Below are 15,822 nucleotides of genomic sequence, written 5' to 3'. Positions count from 1 at the left end.
TCCCCCGCCCCGGCCGCCCGCCGGGCGCAGACCCCTGACCGACCTGAGAGGAACCGCCATGGAGGACCAGCTCCTCGAACTGCTCGCCGGCGTCGTCGACGAGTTGAACGAACGCCGCGAGGAGAAGATCCCGACCGACGACCTGCGGGAGGTCTGCCTGTACGGCGACGCCGGGGTCTTCGACTCGATGCACCTGGTGAACTTCCTGGTGCTGGTCGAGGAGGCGCTGGAGGACGAGTTCGACGTCGAGATCTCGCTCACCTCGGCGAAGGCCGTCTCCCGCCGGGTCAGCCCGTTCAGCAGCGGCCGCCGCCTGATCGCCTTCATCGAGGAGGAGCTGGCGCTGGCCCGCGGCGAGGGCGAGCTCGCCGGGCAGGGGGCCTAGGGCGGACGGCCCCGCGGCCGACGACAGCGCAGACATGATCATCCTGATCACGGGCACCCGCACCGGCATCGGCAAGGCCCTCGCCCGGCACTTCCTCGACCTCGGCCACCGGGTCGTCGGGTGCAGCCGCCGGCCGTCGACCATCGAGCACCCGGAGTACACCCACCACGAGGCGGACCTCACCGACCCCCGGCAGGTCAAGGCGCTGTTCCGCTCGCTGCGGGCCAGCCACGGCTCGCTCGACGCGGTGGTCAACAACGCGGGGGTGGCGACCATGAACCACTTCATGCTCACCCCCGACGAGACCGCCCGGCACCTGTTCGACGTCAACTTCTTCGCCGTCCTCAGCTGCTCCCGGGAGGCCGTCAAACTCCTCCGCCGGAGCACCGAGCCGTCCCCCGCGATCCTCAACGTCTCCACGGTCGCCGTGCCGTGGGCGCTGGAGGGCCAACTGCTCTACTCCGCCAGCAAGGCGGCCGTCGAGCAGCTGACCCGGGTGATGAGCAAGGAGCTGGCCGAGTTCGGCATCCGGGTCAACGGACTCGGGCTGCCGCCGGTGCGCACCGCCCTGACCCGGACGGTGCCGGCCGAGAAGATCGACGCCCTGGTCCAGCGCCAGGCCATCAAGCGGATGTGCGACACCGACGACGTCGTCGGACCCGTCGAGTTCCTCCTCTCACCGCAGTCCCGGTTCGTCACCGGCGAGACACTATTCCTTGGCGGAGTGCACTGACGTGACGTACGAAACAGCCGAACCCCACGACCGCCCCGACCACCCCGACCACCCCGGGCGACCCGACCGACCCGACGGTCCCGGCCGGTCCGAACTCCTCGACCGGCTCGACGAGTTGGGCGACCGCACCGCCGTCGTGCACGGCGACGATCGGTACGGCTACGCCGAACTCGCCGACGAGGTGCGGCTGCGGCTCAAGGAGCTGGACGCCGCCGGGGTGCGGCTGCACCAGGCCGTGATCCTGAACGGCGACTTCTCGTTCCGCTCGATCGCCGCGCTGCTCGCGCTGCACCTGCACCGCGCCGTCGCCGTCCCGGTGGTCACCCTCACCGAGGCGACCCTGGCCACCGTCACCGAGTCCTGCTCCCCGCGCCACCTGCTGCGGGTCGGCCCGGACGGCGTCACGGTCGAGCCGGTGGCCGGCGTGCCCGACGCCCCGGCCGCGGGCTACGCCGACCTGGTGGAGCGCGGCGCGTCCGGCCTGGTGCTGCTCAGCAGCGGCAGCACCGGGGCGCCGAAGGCGATCCTGCACGACCTGGACGCGCTGGTGCTGGAGAAGCTCGGCAAGCGGCCCCGGACGGCCGGCCGGCCCGCCCCGATCCTGATGTTCCTGCTGTTCGACCACATCGGCGGCATCAACTCGCTGCTCGGCGTGCTGCGCCTGGGCGGCACCGCGATCCTGCCCCGGCAGCGCACGCCGGAGGAGATCTGCGCGCTGATCCAGGAGCACCGCATCCGGCTGCTGCCGACCAGCCCGACCTTCCTCAACCTGATCCTGATCGCCGGCTTCCACCAGAAGTACGACCTGAGCAGCCTGCGCATGATCAGCTACGGCACCGAGCCGATGCCGGAGGAGCTGCTGGCCCGGGTCGGCGCGGCCTTCCCGGCCGCCCGGCTGCTGCAGACCTTCGGCACCAGCGAGACCGGCATCTCCACCACCACCAGCGAGTCCTCCCGCAGCACCTTCTTCCGGATCGAGGACCCGGGCGTCGAGCACCGGATCGTCGACGGGGAGCTCCAACTGCGCAGCAGCACGCAGTTCCTGGGCTACCTCAACTACCCGAGCGACTCGCTCACCGAGGACGGCTGGTTCCGCACCGGCGACCTGGTGGAGGAGAACGCGGACGGCTACCTGAAGATCAAGGGCCGGGCCAAGGAGGTGATCAACGTCGGCGGCGAGAAGGTCCTCCCGCTGGAGCTGGAGTCGCTGCTGCTGGCCAGCCCGATGGTCGCCGACTGCACGGTGTACGGCCGCCCCAACGCGATCACCGGCCAGTCGGTCTGCGTGGACGTCACCCCGGTGGGCACGCCCACCCGGGCCGAACTGCGCAAGCACGTGGTCGCGTTCCTCACCGGCAGGGTCGACCCGTTCAAGATCCCGACCAAGGTCAACCTGGTCGAGGCCGTCACCGTCTCCGAGCGGTTCAAGAAGAAGCGGATCCTGCCGTGAGCGGCCTGCTGGCGATCGGCGCCGGGAAGTTCGCCGTCGAGCTGGCCCGGTACGCGCGGGACGCGGGCCTCGGGCCGGTCGAGCGGTACCTCGACCTGGCGGGCGAGGAGGCGCACGCGCCCGCCGGGCTGCGCGTCCCGTTCGACGGGTACCGGCCGGAGCCCGGCACCCGGGTGCTGCTGGCCACCGCCGATCCGGTGCGGCGGCGCGAGCTGATCGACTGCTTCGTGGACGCGCACGCCCTGGTCGCCGAGAACCTCGTGCACCCGACCTCGGTGGTCGACCCGGCCGCGCTGACCGGGCCCGGCACGGTGGTGGGCCCGTTCTGCCACGTCGGCGCGGGCGCCGTGGTCGGCGCGCACACGGTCGTCCACAACCACGCCAGCATCGGCAACCACTCGACCATCGGCGCCAACAACTTCCTCGCGCCCAACTTCCACTGCGGCAACAGCGTCACCGTCGGCGACGACAACTTCTTCGGCCTGAGCTGCACGGTCGCCCCCGGGGTGGCCGTCGGCAGCGCGAGCCGGTTCCAGGCCGGCCTGGTGCTGTTCGAGGACGCGCCGAGCCGCCACACCTACCTCGCGGCGAGCCGCGTCAAGGCGCTCCCGCTGCCCTGAGCGGCCACCGCCCCGGGCCAGGAACCCCGACCGAACCACCCCACAGAAAGGCACCACCCCACCATGAACCGAGCGAAGGTCGCCGTCATCGGAGCAGGCCCCGGCGGCTGTGTGGCGGCCCTGAGCCTCCAGAAGCTGGGCCACGAGGTCGAGGTGTTCGAGAAGGGCCGCTTCCCGCGCTACCGGGTCGGCGAGTCCTTCCTGCCGGGCACCCTGTCGATCCTCAACCGGCTCGGCCTCCAGGAGAAGCTCGACGAGCGGGACTTCGTCAAGAAGCCCTCCGCGACCTTCCTGTGGGGCCAGGACCAGGCCCCCTGGACCTTCTCCTTCGCCACCGCCCGCACCGCCCCGTGGATCTTCGACCACGCCATCCAGGTCAAGCGCGAGGAGTTCGACCAGCTGCTGCTGGACGAGGTCCGCGAGCGCGGCGTCGCCGTCCACGAGGGCACCGCCGTCGCCAAGGTGGACGTCTCCGCCGCCGACCGGGTCACCCTGACGATCCGCGAGAGCGAGGGCGAGGGCACCCGCACCGCGGAGTACGACTTCGTGGTCGACGCGGGCGGCGCGGGCAGCCCGCTGGCCCGCCAGCTCGGCGTGCGCCGCTACGACGAGTTCTACAAGAACTTCGCGGTCTGGAACTACTTCCAGCGCAAGGACCCGTTCGAGGGCGGTCTCAAGGGCACCACCTACTCGATCACCTTCGAGGACGGCTGGGTCTGGGTCATCCCGCTCAAGGGCGACGTGCTGAGCGTCGGCGTCGTGGTCGACCGGTCCAAGGCCGCCGAGGTCAAGGAGCTCGGCCCGGACGCGTTCTACCGCAAGACGCTGGCCAAGGCCACCCGCGCGGTCGCCCTGCTCGGCGACGCCGAGCCGATCGACGAGACCCGGATCGTCCACGACTGGTCGTACGACTCCGAGCACGTCTCGGCCGGCCGCTACTTCCTGGTCGGCGACGCCGCCTGCTTCACCGACCCGCTGTTCTCCCAGGGCGTGCACCTGGCCACCCAGTCCGCGGTCAGCGCCGCCTCCGCGATCGACCGGATCACCGGCGACCCGGAGGAGGCCGAGGCCGTCCACGCCTGGTACAACCGCAGCTACCGCGAGACCTACGAGCAGTACCACGAGTTCCTGGCCTCGTTCTACACCTTCGCCTCCTACACCGAGCCGGAGTCCGAGTTCTGGCGCAAGCGCCGGATCACCGAGTCCGACGACGAGCGGCTCAGCCGCAAGAAGTGGTTCGAGCGCCTGGTCGAGGGCGGCGCCGCCAACCCCACCGGTTCGGTGGCCGACTTCCGCGACCGCGCCGCCACGATGATCGCCATCGGCCGGCACCAGCGCACCGAGCTCAGCTCGGAGTTCTCCGACGAGGAGCTGAACCCGGCCCGGGTGCAGTGGATCGGCGCGCTCACCAAGCAGCTCAACCGGATCACCCGGCTCGCCTGGACCGGCGAGGAGGTGCTGCTCAAGCCCTACTACAAGGTCGAGCCGCACTCCTTCCGGCTGGAGCAGAAGCAGGTCCTCGCCAACGAGGACGGCCTCGACATGATCAAGTTCCCGGTGGAGGAGGTGCACCGGGAGATCTTCCAGCTGGTCACCAAGGAGACCGTCGGCTACAAGAGCCTGATCAAGCAGCTCAACGACACCGGCAAGCAGGAGATCAGCTCGCAGATCGTGATCCGGCTGATGGAGGCCGGCCTGCTGACCGGCTACGACAAGAACGGCGAGCGGGTCGTCGTCCAGGACCGCCTGCGCTTCGACGGCGTCGGCGTCGAGTACGAGGTCTGACCATGAATCCTCCCACCCACGTCTTCGTCGCCGGGATCGGCAACTCCGGTCCCGACCACTGGCAGTCGCTCTGGCGCGACCGGACCGACGGCGCCGTCTGGGTCGAGCACACCTCCTGGGACGAGCCCGAACGGGACACCTGGGTCGCGGAACTCGACGCCGCCCTGCGCGCCGTCCCGGGCCCCAAGGTCCTGGTCGCGCACAGCCTCGGCTGCACGCTGGTCGCCGAGTGGGCCGCCGAGCACCGGGACGAGGAGATCACCGCCGCGCTCCTGGTCGCCGTTCCCGACGTCGACGGCCCCGCGTTCCCCACCCAGGCCACCGGCTTCGACTCCGCCCGGCACGGCCGGCTGCCGTTCCGCTCGCTCGTGGTCAGCAGCCAGGACGACCCGTACGGCTCCCCGGAGCACGCCGCCGCCGACGCCGAACTCTTCGGCGCCGAGCTGGTCGACGTCGGCCACAAGGGCCACATCAACGCCGAGTCGGGCCTCGGCGACTGGCCCGAGGGCCGGGCCCTGCTCGACAAGCTGCTCGGCGGCTGACCGACCGCCCGCCGCACCCGCGAGAACGGCGGCCCCCGGCCCACCGCCGGGGGCCGCCGCAGCATGCCCCGCCCCGCGTTCCCCACGCCCGGCTCCCCGCGTTCCCCACGCCCGGCTCCCCATGTTCCCCCTCCCCACGCCCCGCTCCCCACGCCCACGGCAGGTTGGAGAACCCCGTGTCCGCCGCCCAGTCGATCTCCGTCACCGCACTCAGCGGTCTCTCGCTCGCCCTCGCCGTCGGCGTGGGCGTCACCCTGCTCTGCCGCCGCTTCGGCCAGCCCGCCGTGGTCGGCGAGATGGCCGCGGGCATCTGCCTCGGCCCCAGCCTGCTCGGGCTGTTGCCCGGGCACCTGCCCGCCCACCTCTTCCCGCCCGAGGTCCGCCCCTACCTGAGCATGGTCGCCCAGGTCGGCCTGCTGCTCTTCATGTTCGGCATCGGCTGGGAGTTCGACACCCGCTTCGTCCGGAGCCGGCTCGCCTCCGCCGGGACGATCTGGGCGACCTCGCTGGCCGTCCCCCTGGTGCTCGGCTTCCTGCTGGCCCGCACCCTGGAGCACCCGGCCCTCAGCACCGGCGGCCGCCCCGTCTCCGACACCGGGTTCGCACTCTACTTCGGCCTCGCGATGTCCATCACCGCCCTGCCCGTGCTGGCCCGCATCGTCGAGGACCAGGGCCTGCGCGGCACCCGCCTCGGCAACCTCTCGCTCGGCCTGGCCGCCGCCGACGACCTGCTCGCCTGGTGCATGCTCGCCGTCGTCGTCGCCCTCACCAACACCGGCGGCATCGGCGGCTTCCTCGGCGTGATGGGCTGGTCCGCGCTCTACCTCGCCGTCCTGTTCGGCCTGGTCCGCCCGCTGCTGGCCGCCGCCGCGACCCGGATGCGCTCCCGGCACCTCCCGTACGCCGCGCCGCTGGTCGCCGCCGGCGTCTTCCTCTCCGCCTACACCACCGCGCACATCGGCATCGACGCGATCTTCGGCGCGTTCATGTTCGGCACCGCGATGCCCCGCCCCGAGCAGAGCCTGCTCCAGCGCGCCGTGCACGCCCCGTTCGAGTCGGTCAGCCGCCTGCTGATGCCGGTCTTCTTCGTGGTCACCGGCCTCTCCGTCGACCTCACCACCCTCTCCCTCGGCGGCTTCGCCCAGGCCGGCCTGATCATGCTGGTGGCCTGCGCCGGCAAGCTCGGCGCCGTCACGCTGTCCGCCCGGGCCACCGGCACGGGCTGGCGCGACGCCACCGTGATCGGGGCGCTGATGAACACCCGGGGCGTGACCGAACTCGTCCTGCTCAGCATCGGCCTGAACCTCGGGCTGCTCACCGTCCCGCTCTACTCCTCGATGGTGCTGATGGCCCTGGTCACCACCGCCCTCGCCGCCCCCGTCATCAAGGCCGTCACCCGGAAGTCCACCCCGCCCGCCGAGGCCGAACCCGAACTCCTGGAGGCCGCGGCGAGCTGAGCCCGGGAGCAGCAGCGCCGGAACCCGCAGGACGACGGCCCGCACCACCCGGTGCGGGCCGTCGCGCGCGTACGGGCCGGTGGGCCGTCACGCGCGTACGGGCCGGTGGGCCGTCGCGCGCGTACGGGCCGACGGCGGCGGCGGGAGGACGGCTAGGCCAGCCCGGCGCGTTCCAGGGCGTCGACGCCGGTGCGCAGGGCGGCGATCCGCTCGTCCAGGGTCCAGCCGGCCGGGGCCGGATTCGTTTACGCGCTGGAGAACGTCCGCGACCCCTCCGTGTTCCCAATGGGGAAACCACAGGTCAGGGCACTCTAGTCTGCGGTGGCAGGGGAATCATCGCGTACGGGAGCGGCGGGCCGGGGTCTCCGTCGCGGTGCAGGGGCTCCCCCGAGGCGATCAGTTGCTCTCGCAGCCACTTCGGATCGCAGTCGTACATCTGCCCTAGGACTACCAGCCCCAGCCCCCTGCGGTACCGGGCGGCTGTCGCAGGGAGCGCAGCGACGATGAGCTTCTTCAGCATGGCCTGGTACTCAGGCCCGGTACTGGCCCACATGAGGTCTCCGTAACGAGGGGAGGGCCCCGCCCCGGGGCTGCCTGAGAAGGCCGTCGAGGCGGGGCCGTTCCCGCCGGAGGGGGAGGCCGGCGGGGGTGCGGGGTGGTCAGTGTGTCCTGGCGACGTAGGTACGGAATCCGCCACGTTCACCTGTCGGGACGAATCCCGCCTTGATGAGGACGCGGCCGGAACTCGGGTTGTCCGGGTGGTGCCGGGCGTGCACTCGGGCCACCCCGAGGCACCGGGCCAGGTCAAGCAGGTGGCCGACGGCGAGGGTGGCGTACCCTCGGCCCCAGGTGTCGGGCCGCAGCAGGTAGCTGACGGCCGCGCTCGTGTCGGAGCGCTGGTGGAGCGTGGCGATGCCGACGAGTTCGCCATCGGCGGTGATGCCCAGCACGTGGTCGCGGGGCGGCCCGGTAGGGGGCGTGAGCGCCTGTCGGGTACGGCAGAGTGCTTCCGTCGGTCCCATCGGCGGGCGGCCGAGGTAGCGCACGGCCTCGGTGGTGTAGATGCCGGGCATGGCCCGGGCGTCGCCAAGCACCAGTTCCCGCAGTTCGATCATTAGCGGTCTGCCTCGTGGAGAGCGGTGAGCCGGTCGGCGAGTTCCGTGGCCAGGGGCCGGTCCTTGGCCTCGGCGAGCAGCACGTCCTCGAGCACCTGCTGAAGCTCCGGCCAGACCTCGGTGCCGACCAGCGGCACGGCCCGTTCCCCGATGGCTTCGAGCAGCGCTGTCGGTCCGGCGGCCTTGCGGTCGATACCGGCAGCCTCGTAGTCCAAGGGCCAGTCCCCGGTCGCGGCCGTCCACAGGGAGGCGGCGAGGGCGTACACGTCGGACGTGAAGGTGGTCAGCACGGGCTGGTTGCCGGCCGCGATCTCGGCGGCCAGCTCGGGCGCGGTGAGGTGCACCATCGTTCCCCGGAACACCGACCAGGGCGTCTCACCGAGCTGACGGGCCCACGCGAAGTCGATCAGCCGCACCCCGCCCACGGTGTGAATGGCGTGAGCGGGCTGAAGGTCGCCGTGAATCCAGCCGAGGCCGTGCAGCTCCGCCACCGCCTGGGCGACCTGCACGGCGCTCGCCAGCGCCTCGGGGCGGGCGGCGTCTCGCCGGGCACGGACGGACCTGAACTGCTGCCAGGTGCTCGGGCCCTCCTCCCACGGTGTGACGTACCAGACGCCGCCGTCGCCGATCCGGCCGGAGGCCACTTCGTAGCCGGGCAACCGGTCCAGCACGGACGCCTCGCGGGCAGTGACCTCGGCGGCCTCGCCGGTGCCGAGCTTGATGCTCGCCGCACCGTCCGGGCCGCCGGCCTTCCAGACCGCCGAGCCGCGCCGGTCGCTGATCTCGGTCAGCGTGACGGGCCCGCACAGGGCCTCCGCCGCCTTCAGTGCCTCTGCGGCCTCGGCAAGGAACTCGCCCATTCTCGAACTGCCTTCCATTCGCAAGGGATGTGCTCGAAGACGTCCCGGCCGTCGTCCACCGACACGGCGAGAGCCGTGGCGAGGTCGGGCGTCTCCGTGAGGAACTTCGGGTCCAGCGGACGCACGCCCGCCCGCACTGGCAGGAACGAGAAGGGCGGCGGCGGGATGCTCCGGCCGCTCCGGGCGGTCTCGACCGCGCCCTGCGCGAACTTGCCGAACATCACCCCAACCGGCGCGTACAGGTTCTTCAGCGCCCAGTGCGGCCAGGACAGCAGCTCCCGGTGGTCCGCGTCTTCGCACTGTCCGAGCAGCACCACGTTCTCGCACACCAGCGTCCCGTACGGCCGGGCCATCAGCGGGCGAACCCACTCCGCGGCCTGGACCCCGGCGTAGAACAACTCGGCCTCCACCGCGTACCGGTGGCTGCCCGGAGCGATCTCATAGACGGTCCACCCGGTCATGCCTCGCCGGACGGAAGGCCGCAGGAACGGGCAGCGCTCGAACAGCCCGGCCAGGTAGGGCCCCACGTCGACGGACGTCGGATGCTCTGTCCGGGCCTCGGTGAGGCGGAGCGCCCCGGCGGTGGGCCGGGACGCTCCGTCGAACGGTGCTGTGATCACAGGTAGGACGCCGCCGGGGTCAGGTCGTCGCCGTCGCCAGGGCCCGGCCGGGGGGAGCAGTCCCACTCCGCCCACACCTTGCTGGTGTCGCGGCAGCGGCCGAGGGCTTCGGTGTCCAGGGTGCCGTCGGCGTCGGTGAACCAGACCTCCGGCAGCGGGCCGTACGCCCGGGTGTAAGCGTCTACCCACTCGATCCAGCCCTCACCGCCGCTCTCCGCGTGGGTGAGCTTGCGGCCGGCGTGCTCGGCGGTGAAGGTGTCGTGCGCGGCCGGGTCCTCGGTGAGCCGGTGCCACTCCCGGTCGACGGCCCCGGAGAACATCTGCGGGGCGGGCAGACCGGCGTCGAAGCGCTCACCGGCGATCTTGAAGAACTTGCCCAGCTCGTCCAGCGCGGTGCTGGTGTCGATGGTGTTCATGTGCCTCTCCCATCGGGTTGACGCTGCTCGGTCCGCTGGCCGAGCGGTGGTGTGTGGTGCCCCGGCCCGGCGGGGGGTGGTCCGCCGGGCCGGGGAGTTCAGGGGCGCCCGAGGGCGCGGTGCGGTCAGATGCGGCCGGACACGATCAGCGCCGTCACCAGCGCTATCAGCACCAGCAGGGAGATCGTGTAGGCCACGGCGACCGGTTCGGGGGTGGGGACTGCGCGCGCGGTGCGTTCGGTCGCGGCGCGGTACTCGTCCTGCTCGTCCACGGGGTGCCTACGCCGTCCGCTGGGCATCGAGCGTGGCCCGAAGTGCGGCGCGGCGGTGGGGGGTTCAGGCGCGGGCGGTGCAGTCGTCGCAGATGGAGTGGCGGGTGCTCACGGGGTCTCCGGGGGTCTGTAGCGTCATTCCGACGCAGACCAGCCTGTCCTGCTGGCAGGCGAAGCATCGTCCCGGACGGTAGCCGTCGCGCCGTTGGTGGTCGTACTCCTCCTCCCCGACGATGCGGAAGGGCGGCGGCCGGTGCTCGCTCAACTCGCCTCCTCCAAGTCGGTCAGCCGGACCAGCTCCGGGTACTCGGCTGCGGAGCTGTCCCGGTCGACCCAGCCTCGGCCGGTGAAGTTGCTCGGCGCTTGAGAGACGATGCCCGTCCACCCGGCCGTGCGGTGGCGGACCGGGACGCCCTGCACCAAGCTGTCGTTCTCGGCCTTCACGGTTGCGCCCCTCCAAGTCGTCGGGTTGCCGGCCGCGAAGCGCGAGCCGGGCACTGCTTACGCCGCGTTCCTACGGGCCGTGCACCCGCGACAGCCGCACCACGACCGCACCGCGGCTACGGCCGGCTCGTGTCCCGGGGACAGGGCAGTCTTCGTGGCCTGAGCTGCCCGGTAGTCGTCCAGCGGTGACCACCCCGACGGGGGCTGGTTCTGCTCGTACTTGGCCGGCCCGGGGGCGACCTCGCGGTACACCCGGGGGTGGTGCGGCGGGGCATCAGCCAGTCCTCTTGTATGTCTCGGTGAACTTCTCGCTACTCTGCGTCCATGCTCGCCGCCCCGTTCATCAACGACGACGACGATCACGACGCCTGCTGGATCTGCCCCAGCCTCCGGCTCCCGGCCGGGGAGTTCGATGTGCTCGAACGCCCCAGCCGGGACTACCCGTTCAACCCGGCGGACGGCTTCCGGTACAACCGGGAGGGAATCCCGGCCTGCGTGCACGGCGACCGCATCGGGCTGCCTCCCGGCCGGTACGCGAGTGCCGGCCAGGAGTTGCCGGGGGCTAGAACGCGATGGCGTGCTGGCGCCCGCTGCGGCCGAAGCCGATCGAGTCGTACTTCTCGGCGAGGATGGCCAGGCGGCGGTCGACCTCCGCCTTGTCGAGCCAGTACCGGATGGGCGGCGCACCGTGCCAGGCGGCCACGTACGCGGCGTGGGTGTACTCGCTGCTGGTGTAGTCCGTGTGCTCCTGGTCGGTCTGGTGGATCAACGTGAAGCCGGTGCGCTCGGCGATGCGGGCGAGGAGCTGCGGCTGCGCAATCATCGCGTGCGTCATCTCGTCCACGGGGGCGGACAGCGCCAGTTCGGCGTCGGTCTCACTGCCGGTCAGCTCGAAGGCCGCGGCCTTGAGCGCGATGGCGCGCAGGCCCTCGGCGAACAGCGGGGCCTTATCCGTGTCGAGGTTCCACTCGCTGATGGTCGGGAACCCGGTGAAGCACTGCCAGTCGGAGCTGTACTCCAGGGTGGCGGCCTCGAACGCCGGGAACTCCGGGTCCGCCGTGACGGCCGCCAGGATCTCGCGGGCACGCTCGCCGACCTCGTCGGCGGCCGGCATGGTGCTGGTGGACATGCTGGTCCTCCTGCTGGTGGTGGAAGCTGCTGCAAAGGGCTCTGCGCCGGGACAGCACCTTGTTCGCGGTAGGCCGCTTCGGTACTAGGCTTCCGTCGTCCCGGCGATGCCGTAGCCATGAAGTTACGCCCAGTGAACTCAGGGCTCGACGGACTGCCAGTACGAGTTGCCCAGACGATTGAGGCCAAGGGGGGCCTGAAATGGCTGGTCGAACGCCACCGAGGCGCACTCAAGCGCTGACTGGCAGTCAGTCTGAGACCGTACGAGTCCCGGAAGGAGTGATTTCCGGCTTCTTGCTCAAGGCGATCCGGGAGCAGATCCCGAGGACCCAGGAGGAGCTGGCTGTAGACCTCGGCATCGACAAGAGCACCATTCAGGGCTGGGAGTCGGGCCGACGGCCCCTCTCCTCCACCAAGGCCGGAAACCTGGTGGTGCTGCGCCGGAAGCCGATCCTGCTCGGCGCACCGACGGGGCTGGTAGGTCTCATCAGCCTGTCTATGGATGCGGACTTCATACTCGGCGAGATACTGCGATCTCGGCCTTCGAAGGCCGAGATCCTGGAGCACCCATTGGCCGGGTGGGTGCTCACCCGGGACACCACGCACATGATCGGCTGGGCCGTCAGCGGGATCTTGCCTGGTGCAGTGGCAGTCGAGTTGGGGATTCCGGCCCCCGACATGGGCCGGTCTCCACCGCGCCCATCCTCGGACAGGACATGCGCTCGCGATTCTTCGACAATCTCCAGCACGCCGCAGACCTGGTGAAAGACGGAGGGGAGGAGACCGCGCTGCTTCGGAGACAGGTTTGGTACCTGTCCTCCTACGACCGGACCAGGGATGTGGTCGAGTGGTTCGGAGGGGTGCGGCGTCGAGGCGAGGTTCCTTCGGCCGGCACGGGGTGGTCACCTCGCTGGGCCGAAGCGCGGTCGGTCGCAGCGGCCATGGCGAGACAAGGAGACCCCGAATTGCTCCGTGACTTCATCGCCCGCTCGATCACTGATAACGACGACTTCGAAACCGCGAACCTGAACTACTGGGCACATTGGCTCGGGCTTGACTCCCGCCCGCAAACCAGCGATGACTTCATGGCCGAGCAAGAACACCAAGCCTGGGACGCTTCCTCTTTGCTGCGGCAGTTCGTCACCCGGCTGGACCGGGCGGGCGAGTACACCGACCTGTACGTCCACTCGATCTGGGCGCTAATGCTCTCCCGCCGCGGCCTGGCCGACGCCGACCCCCGTACCGCCCGCGGCCTGGCCACAAGAGCGCACACATTACTCGACAGTGACGCCCTTCCACCGCAGTCTCGCCGCGAGTTGGAGTCTGTGCACTACGGTCTGCGGGTAGGCGGTTACAGCAACAGCAGATCCAAGAGCGAAGGACAGCAATGACGGACGACACGCAGGCGAGGGGCACTGCTGGCTACCTGTTCGAGACGGGCATGCTCAAGCGGGCGAAGCGCTCCGGCTGGTGGATCGTGGGGGTCAAAGATCCCGAGACGATTGCCGAGCACTCGTTCCGGACCGGCATCATCGGCGCGGTGCTCGCCATGATGGAGGGCGCTGACCCGGCGAAAGTCGCCCTGCTGTGCCTCTTCCACGACACCCAGGAGACCCGGGTAAGCGACATCCCCCACATCGGTCGGCGCTACCTGACCGCCGCCTCAAATGAACGCGTGACCGCCGACCAGGTCAGTGCCGCCCACCCGGCGGTCGTCGCGGGGGTGCAGGCCATCGTGGAGGAGTACGAGAACGCCGAAAGTCTGGAAGTCACTGTCGCTCACGACGCGGACAAGCTCGAATGTCTGATCCAGGCTGTGGAGTACCGCGAGCAGGGGTACCAGAACGTCCAGCCGTGGATCGACAGCAGCTTCGGCAACCTCAAGACCGAATCGGCGCGCATCCTCGCCGAGGCCGCGTTGACGATGACCTCCCTGGAGTGGCAGAAGGTCTACCTCTCGTAACGTTGCTGCTCTGGTGGGCACGTGCCCTCACCTCCGTGCAGCGAGGGCACGCAACCCTCCGGAGGGCGGGGACGGCGGAGCGGTTGATGTCGATATATCATTTTTATTGACACTCTAGAAATATCTATACATACGCCACCATCGGCGGAACTCAACCCGAATCGGGCTTCGACAGTCGGCATTTCGGCAGCACGGAGGGAGTAGGGCTTGGCGCCACCTGATACTGCTCCAGGTCGGCCCTCTGCGGCCCTCGTAGTCGAGTTCGAAGAGTCGGTCGTCCCAGCGGCCGTTGGGCAGTACGTTGTCCGGATGAATGGTCAGGGGCGGGTGCTTCCGTAGGGATGGGTCGGGGTGGGACCTGATGCCCGCACCCCGATCTCGACTCCCTCAGCGAGCAGGTGCCGCGCGGCGGCCTCGGCCTGGTGGCGGGAGGTGAAACAGCCGTTCTCCCGGATCTCGTTCATGTCCGTGGCGAAGTCGCGTTGGTTGAGGGTGACGTCCAGGCGGTGGTCGTGGCCGGCACCCGCGACGGTCCAACGGCCGGCAGCAGCGTTCTCGCGCACCAGCCGCAGCCCCTCGTAGACGTCTACGTCTCGACCAATTCGGTCCACGGCGGACGCCGCAAGCCCGTCGTACGGTCCGTGCTTGCCCTTGAGCCAGGGCCCCGGCTTCGGGCAAGTGAACGGGTCGGACGCGCCCGACACCTCCCAGTCGTCCGCCCATCCGATGATGTGCCCGCTCTAGCGGGCCGCAGCGTCCAGGATGAGGTCGCGCTGCCGGGCGGGTGAGCTGGTGGCGGCCTGCGCCCGGGGGAGGCGGCGGACGCCGAGCAGGCAGCGCCCACAGCCGTCGTACGGCGTCACAGGCGAGTCGTTGGCACTGGTCATGGTGGGCACACGTTCCCCAGGGGCCAGAATGGCTCGCGCCGCTGAACGGGCGAACCCGGCCCCCAGGGATGCCCCGCTTAGGCCAGCCCGGCGCGTTCCAGGGCGTCGACGCCGGTGCGCAGGGCGGCGATCCGCTCGTCCAGGGTCCAGCCGGCCGGGGCGAGGGTGAGTGTGGTGACGCCGGCGGCGGCGTAGGCCCGCATGCGGTCGGCGATGCGGGCGGTGTCGCCGAGGAGGGCGGTGGCGTCGATGAAGTCGTGCGGGACGGCGGCCGCGGCGGCGGCCTTGTCGCGGGCCAGGTAGTGGGTCTGGACCTCGTCGGCGGCCTGCTCGAAGCCCATCCGGCGGGCGAGCTGGCTGTAGAAGTTCTTCTCCTTGCTGCCCATGCCGCCCAGGTAGAGGGCGGTGTAGTCGCGCAGCGTGTCGGCGGCGGCGCGGACGTCGTCGCCGACGGCGATGTTGACGGTGGGGCAGAGGTCGAAGCCGTCCAGGGTGAGACCGGCCTTGGCGCGGCCGGCGGCGAGGGCGTCGACGGAGAGGGCGGCGTGCTCGGGGGAGAAGAACAGGCCGAGCCAGCCGTCGGCGATCTCGCCGGTGAGTTCGAGGTTCTTCGGGCCCATCGAGGCGATGTAGAGCGGGATGTGCTCGCGGACCGGGTGGACGGTGAGCTTGAGCGGCTTGCCGGGGCCGCCGGGCAGCGGGAGCGTCCAGTTGGCGCCGTCGTGCACCAGGCGCTCGCGGGACATCGCCTTGCGGATGATCTCCACGTACTCGCGGGTGCGGGCCAGCGGCTTGTCGAACCTGACGCCGTACCAGCCCTCGGAGACCTGCGGGCCGGAGACGCCGAGGCCGAGCCGGAACCGGCCGCCGGAGAGGGTGTCCAGGGTGGCGGCGGTCATCGCGGTCATCGCCGGGGTGCGGGCCGGGATCTGGAAGATCGCCGAGCCGACGTCGATCCGCTCGGTCTTCGCGGCGACGTAGGACAGCACGGTCGCGGCGTCCGAGCCGTACGCCTCGGCGGCCCAGCAGACGGAGTAGCCGAGGCGGTCGGCCTCCTGGGCGACCGCGATGTTGTCGGCGTCCAGGCCGAGTCCCCAGTAACCGAGGTTGATCCCGAGTCGCATGTGCCCAAGCCTTCCAGTCGG

At 70.7% G+C, this 15,822-nt stretch carries 21 protein-coding genes; 10 read left to right on the top strand and 11 right to left on the bottom strand.

The features are described 5' to 3' along the window. Positions 1-58: 58 nt before the first annotated feature. The 7 genes from ACIP60_RS03505 (at position 59) to ACIP60_RS03475 (ending at position 6,972) form a co-directional block, all read left to right on the top strand. On the top strand, positions 59-385 hold the full coding sequence (locus ACIP60_RS03505) for a hypothetical protein (RefSeq protein ID WP_100839329.1): 327 nt from the start codon (positions 59-61) through the stop codon (positions 383-385). Positions 386-419: 34 nt separating this feature from the next. Continuing rightward, a complete protein-coding gene (locus ACIP60_RS03500; protein WP_100839330.1) occupies positions 420-1,118 on the top strand; it encodes an SDR family NAD(P)-dependent oxidoreductase in 699 nt (232 codons plus the stop codon). Position 1,119: 1 nt separating this feature from the next. Then, positions 1,120-2,568 (top strand): long-chain fatty acid--CoA ligase, encoded by a 1,449-nt coding sequence (locus ACIP60_RS03495; protein WP_400679536.1) that lies wholly within the window; start codon positions 1,120-1,122, stop codon positions 2,566-2,568. Continuing rightward, complete coding sequence (locus tag ACIP60_RS03490; RefSeq protein ID WP_400679534.1) at positions 2,565-3,188, top strand: DapH/DapD/GlmU-related protein; 624 nt, start codon at positions 2,565-2,567, stop codon at positions 3,186-3,188. Before ACIP60_RS03495 ends, ACIP60_RS03490 begins: the two co-directional genes overlap by 4 nt. Before the next feature lie 63 nt (positions 3,189-3,251). After that, a complete protein-coding gene (gene cmlS / locus ACIP60_RS03485) occupies positions 3,252-4,973 on the top strand; it encodes a chloramphenicol-biosynthetic FADH2-dependent halogenase CmlS (RefSeq protein ID WP_400679532.1) in 1,722 nt (573 codons plus the stop codon). Positions 4,974-4,975: 2 nt separating this feature from the next. After that, positions 4,976-5,515, top strand: coding sequence for an alpha/beta fold hydrolase (locus tag ACIP60_RS03480; RefSeq protein WP_100839333.1), 540 nt, complete (start codon positions 4,976-4,978; stop codon positions 5,513-5,515). A gap of 176 nt (positions 5,516-5,691) precedes the next feature. After that, positions 5,692-6,972, top strand: a complete 1,281-nt coding sequence (locus ACIP60_RS03475; RefSeq protein ID WP_400679529.1) for a cation:proton antiporter — start codon at positions 5,692-5,694, stop codon at positions 6,970-6,972. Between the two features lie 659 nt (positions 6,973-7,631). Here the strand turns inward: ACIP60_RS03475 and ACIP60_RS03470 are convergent. The 8 genes from ACIP60_RS03470 to ACIP60_RS03435 form a co-directional block, all read right to left on the bottom strand. After that, positions 7,632-8,087: a GNAT family N-acetyltransferase gene (locus tag ACIP60_RS03470; RefSeq protein ID WP_400679527.1), complete on the bottom strand. Its 456-nt coding sequence runs from the start codon at positions 8,085-8,087 to the stop codon at positions 7,632-7,634. After that, a complete protein-coding gene (locus ACIP60_RS03465) occupies positions 8,087-8,947 on the bottom strand; it encodes a protein kinase (protein ID WP_400679524.1) in 861 nt (286 codons plus the stop codon). The genes ACIP60_RS03470 and ACIP60_RS03465 overlap by 1 nt, the downstream gene beginning before the upstream one ends. Then, complete coding sequence (locus tag ACIP60_RS03460) at positions 8,911-9,408, bottom strand: hypothetical protein (RefSeq protein WP_400679522.1); 498 nt, start codon at positions 9,406-9,408, stop codon at positions 8,911-8,913. The genes ACIP60_RS03465 and ACIP60_RS03460 overlap by 37 nt, the downstream gene beginning before the upstream one ends. A 155-nt stretch (positions 9,409-9,563) precedes the next feature. After that, the gene (locus ACIP60_RS03455) at positions 9,564-9,983 is read right to left on the bottom strand and encodes a hypothetical protein (RefSeq protein WP_400679519.1); all 420 of its coding nucleotides are present in this window, start codon (positions 9,981-9,983) and stop codon (positions 9,564-9,566) included. 125 nt (positions 9,984-10,108) lie between these two features. Further along, complete coding sequence (locus ACIP60_RS03450) at positions 10,109-10,255, bottom strand: hypothetical protein (RefSeq protein ID WP_400679516.1); 147 nt, start codon at positions 10,253-10,255, stop codon at positions 10,109-10,111. A gap of 64 nt (positions 10,256-10,319) precedes the next feature. Then, positions 10,320-10,520 carry a hypothetical protein gene (locus ACIP60_RS03445; protein ID WP_400679514.1) on the bottom strand — a complete coding sequence of 67 codons (201 nt, stop codon included), beginning with the start codon at positions 10,518-10,520 and terminating at the stop codon, positions 10,320-10,322. After that, a complete protein-coding gene (locus ACIP60_RS03440) occupies positions 10,517-10,699 on the bottom strand; it encodes a hypothetical protein (protein ID WP_400679511.1) in 183 nt (60 codons plus the stop codon). The genes ACIP60_RS03445 and ACIP60_RS03440 overlap by 4 nt, the downstream gene beginning before the upstream one ends. A 562-nt stretch (positions 10,700-11,261) precedes the next feature. Continuing rightward, complete coding sequence (locus ACIP60_RS03435; protein WP_400679508.1) at positions 11,262-11,828, bottom strand: hypothetical protein; 567 nt, start codon at positions 11,826-11,828, stop codon at positions 11,262-11,264. Positions 11,829-12,121: 293 nt separating this feature from the next. On the opposite strand from ACIP60_RS03435, the gene ACIP60_RS03430 reads away from it, so the two are divergent. From ACIP60_RS03430 to ACIP60_RS03420, 3 genes are all read left to right on the top strand, one after another. Then, positions 12,122-12,592, top strand: a complete 471-nt coding sequence (locus tag ACIP60_RS03430; RefSeq protein ID WP_400679505.1) for a helix-turn-helix domain-containing protein — start codon at positions 12,122-12,124, stop codon at positions 12,590-12,592. A 200-nt stretch (positions 12,593-12,792) separates the two neighbouring features. After that, the gene (locus tag ACIP60_RS03425) at positions 12,793-13,218 is read left to right on the top strand and encodes a hypothetical protein (protein WP_400679503.1); all 426 of its coding nucleotides are present in this window, start codon (positions 12,793-12,795) and stop codon (positions 13,216-13,218) included. Then, a complete protein-coding gene (locus tag ACIP60_RS03420; protein ID WP_400679501.1) occupies positions 13,215-13,790 on the top strand; it encodes an HD family hydrolase in 576 nt (191 codons plus the stop codon). Before ACIP60_RS03425 ends, ACIP60_RS03420 begins: the two co-directional genes overlap by 4 nt. Positions 13,791-14,107: 317 nt before the next feature. Here ACIP60_RS03420 and ACIP60_RS03415 read toward each other — a convergent pair whose 3' ends face one another. From ACIP60_RS03415 to ACIP60_RS03405, 3 genes are all read right to left on the bottom strand, one after another. Beyond that, positions 14,108-14,353 (bottom strand): hypothetical protein, encoded by a 246-nt coding sequence (locus ACIP60_RS03415; RefSeq protein WP_400679499.1) that lies wholly within the window; start codon positions 14,351-14,353, stop codon positions 14,108-14,110. A gap of 177 nt (positions 14,354-14,530) precedes the next feature. Beyond that, a complete protein-coding gene (locus tag ACIP60_RS03410) occupies positions 14,531-14,677 on the bottom strand; it encodes a hypothetical protein (RefSeq protein ID WP_400679496.1) in 147 nt (48 codons plus the stop codon). Between the two features lie 77 nt (positions 14,678-14,754). Next, positions 14,755-15,801: an LLM class F420-dependent oxidoreductase gene (locus ACIP60_RS03405; RefSeq protein ID WP_400679493.1), complete on the bottom strand. Its 1,047-nt coding sequence runs from the start codon at positions 15,799-15,801 to the stop codon at positions 14,755-14,757. Between the last annotated feature and the right edge of the window lie 21 nt (positions 15,802-15,822).

This window comes from Kitasatospora sp. NPDC088783, from assembly GCF_044750705.1.
Taxonomy (GTDB): domain Bacteria; phylum Actinomycetota; class Actinomycetes; order Streptomycetales; family Streptomycetaceae; genus Kitasatospora; species Kitasatospora fiedleri.
Note: the sequence above shows the minus strand (reverse complement) of the source record. Positions and strands in the feature narration are given on the sequence as shown.

Bases quoted from the DNA above. Each gene is read 5' to 3' on its own strand.
- ACIP60_RS03460 (WP_400679522.1), bottom strand. From the start codon at position 9,408: ATGACCGGGTGGACCGTCTATGAGATCGCTCCGGGCAGCCACCGGTAC.
- ACIP60_RS03455 (WP_400679519.1), bottom strand. From the start codon at position 9,983: ATGAACACCATCGACACCAGCACCGCGCTGGACGAGCTGGGCAAGTTC.
- ACIP60_RS03500 (WP_100839330.1), top strand. From the start codon at position 420: ATGATCATCCTGATCACGGGCACCCGCACCGGCATCGGCAAGGCCCTC.
- ACIP60_RS03480 (WP_100839333.1), top strand. From the start codon at position 4,976: ATGAATCCTCCCACCCACGTCTTCGTCGCCGGGATCGGCAACTCCGGT.
- ACIP60_RS03435 (WP_400679508.1), bottom strand. From the start codon at position 11,828: ATGTCCACCAGCACCATGCCGGCCGCCGACGAGGTCGGCGAGCGTGCC.
- ACIP60_RS03420 (WP_400679501.1), top strand. From the start codon at position 13,215: ATGACGGACGACACGCAGGCGAGGGGCACTGCTGGCTACCTGTTCGAG.
- ACIP60_RS03410 (WP_400679496.1), bottom strand. From the start codon at position 14,677: ATGACCAGTGCCAACGACTCGCCTGTGACGCCGTACGACGGCTGTGGG.
- ACIP60_RS03465 (WP_400679524.1), bottom strand. From the start codon at position 8,947: ATGGGCGAGTTCCTTGCCGAGGCCGCAGAGGCACTGAAGGCGGCGGAG.
- cmlS (WP_400679532.1), top strand. From the start codon at position 3,252: ATGAACCGAGCGAAGGTCGCCGTCATCGGAGCAGGCCCCGGCGGCTGT.
- ACIP60_RS03405 (WP_400679493.1), bottom strand. From the start codon at position 15,801: ATGCGACTCGGGATCAACCTCGGTTACTGGGGACTCGGCCTGGACGCC.
- ACIP60_RS03470 (WP_400679527.1), bottom strand. From the start codon at position 8,087: ATGATCGAACTGCGGGAACTGGTGCTTGGCGACGCCCGGGCCATGCCC.
- ACIP60_RS03505 (WP_100839329.1), top strand. From the start codon at position 59: ATGGAGGACCAGCTCCTCGAACTGCTCGCCGGCGTCGTCGACGAGTTG.